At 72.9% G+C, this 1,523-nt stretch carries 2 protein-coding genes; both read left to right on the top strand.

Annotated elements, in window-relative coordinates:
* The coding region (locus AB0G02_RS39655; RefSeq protein ID WP_360805521.1) for a hypothetical protein at positions 1 to 400 on the top strand (400 nt) is incomplete at its 5' end.
* A 62-nt stretch (positions 401 to 462) separates the two neighbouring features.
* Positions 463 to 1,464 carry a LacI family DNA-binding transcriptional regulator gene (locus AB0G02_RS39650; RefSeq protein WP_360805518.1) on the top strand — a complete coding sequence of 334 codons (1,002 nt, stop codon included), beginning with the start codon at positions 463 to 465 and terminating at the stop codon, positions 1,462 to 1,464.
* Positions 1,465 to 1,523: the final 59 nt, after the last annotated feature.

The raw sequence follows: 1,523 nt of genomic DNA, 5'->3' as shown, positions 1-1,523 counted from the left end.
CGGCGCACGTCCGCCGGTCGTCCGCAGCGGTTCGCGGTGGGCGTCGGCGGGCCGGCCGGACGGGTTGGTCAGCGTGGTGCTCGGGCTGCACGGCTTCCGTGACGCCGCAGTGGACACCGCGGTGGACGCCAACGCCTTCGGGGTGTGCTCGGCCACCCCGTACCTGACCGCGACGGAGCACCCCGGCGGCAGTGCCGTGCACGTCTCGTTGGTCGTGCTCACCGGTGACCGCGTCGAGCCCGACGCGCTCGGTGAGGCGTTCGAGGTCGCCGTGGACGGCGAGCGGGTGACGGTGGTGTTCCCCGGCGGGGAACGGGTCGAGCTGGCGCTGGGCGCCGAACCCGGTTACGCGCGACACCCCGTCGGTGGCGGCACGCCGGTGCGGTGGCCGGCGGGTTGATACCCTGCGGCAGGCGGTTTCTGTAACCGTTTCCCGGAAACGTTGCACCGGACGGGGTGGAGATGGTGCGCAAGGCGAGCGAGCCCGCGGAGGGCCGCCGGCGGTCCACGATCCGCGAGGTGGCCGACCGGGCCGGGGTGTCGGTCGCCACCGTGTCCCGGATCCTGACCGGCAGCTACCCGGCGTCGCCCGCCACCCGCAAGCGCGTGCTGCGCGCGGTCGAGGAACTGGACTACGTGGCCAACGCCCACGCCAGGGCGCTGGCCGGCGCGTCGAGCAAGAGCGTCGCCATGGCGCTGAACTCGGTGATCTCGCCGCACTACGCGCACGTCGCGCAGGGCGTCGAGACGCAGGCCGCGGCGGAGGGCAGGCTGTGCCTGATCGGCACCACCGGCGGTGATCCGGAGCGCGAGCTGGCCATGGTCAAGTTCATGCTGGAGCAGCACACCGAAGCGGTGATCCTGGTCGGCAACGTGGTGATCGACGAGCGCTACCGCGAGCGGATGAGCCAGTACGCGCACAGCCTGTCCGGCATCGGCTCCCGCCTGGTGCTGTGCGGGCGGCCGTCGCTCGGCCCGGACGTGCCCGCGATCGTCGTGGACTACGACAACGCCGGTGGCGCGTTCGCCGCGACCAGCCACCTGCTGTCGGCGGGCCACCGGCGGATCCTGTGCCTGGGCAGCCGACCCGGTTACACCACCGCCGACGGCCGGTTGGCCGGCTACCGGCGGGCGCTGGAGGCGCACCACGTGCCGCACGACCCGGCGCTGGAGGTCGAGGGCACGATGGAGTGGCACGAGGGCTACCGGATGATGCGCGAACGGCTGGCCGCCGGTCCCCGCGACTTCACCGCGGTCTTCGCCGTCAACGACCTCATCGCGGGCGGCGCGCACAAGGCGCTCACCGAGCACGGGCTGAAGGTGCCGGACGACGTGTCGATGGTCGGGTTCGACGACCTCCCGCCGTCCAACGACCTCGACCTGACCACCGTGCACCTGCCGCACGAGGAGATCGGCCGCACGGCCGTGCGCCTCGCCCTGGAGCACGAGGCGCGCGGCGGCTGAACGGGGGCTGACATCACCCCGTGTTACCCGTTACTGTCCAGTAACGCCCCCGCGTTCGT

This window comes from Actinosynnema sp. NPDC023658 (genome assembly GCF_040639995.1).
Classification (GTDB): domain Bacteria; phylum Actinomycetota; class Actinomycetes; order Mycobacteriales; family Pseudonocardiaceae; genus Actinosynnema.
Note: the sequence above shows the minus strand (reverse complement) of the source record. Positions and strands in the feature narration are given on the sequence as shown.

Coding starts and splice junctions, on each gene's coding strand:
- AB0G02_RS39650 (WP_360805518.1), top strand. CDS start 463: ATGGTGCGCAAGGCGAGCGAGCCCGCGGAGGGCCGCCGGCGGTCCACG.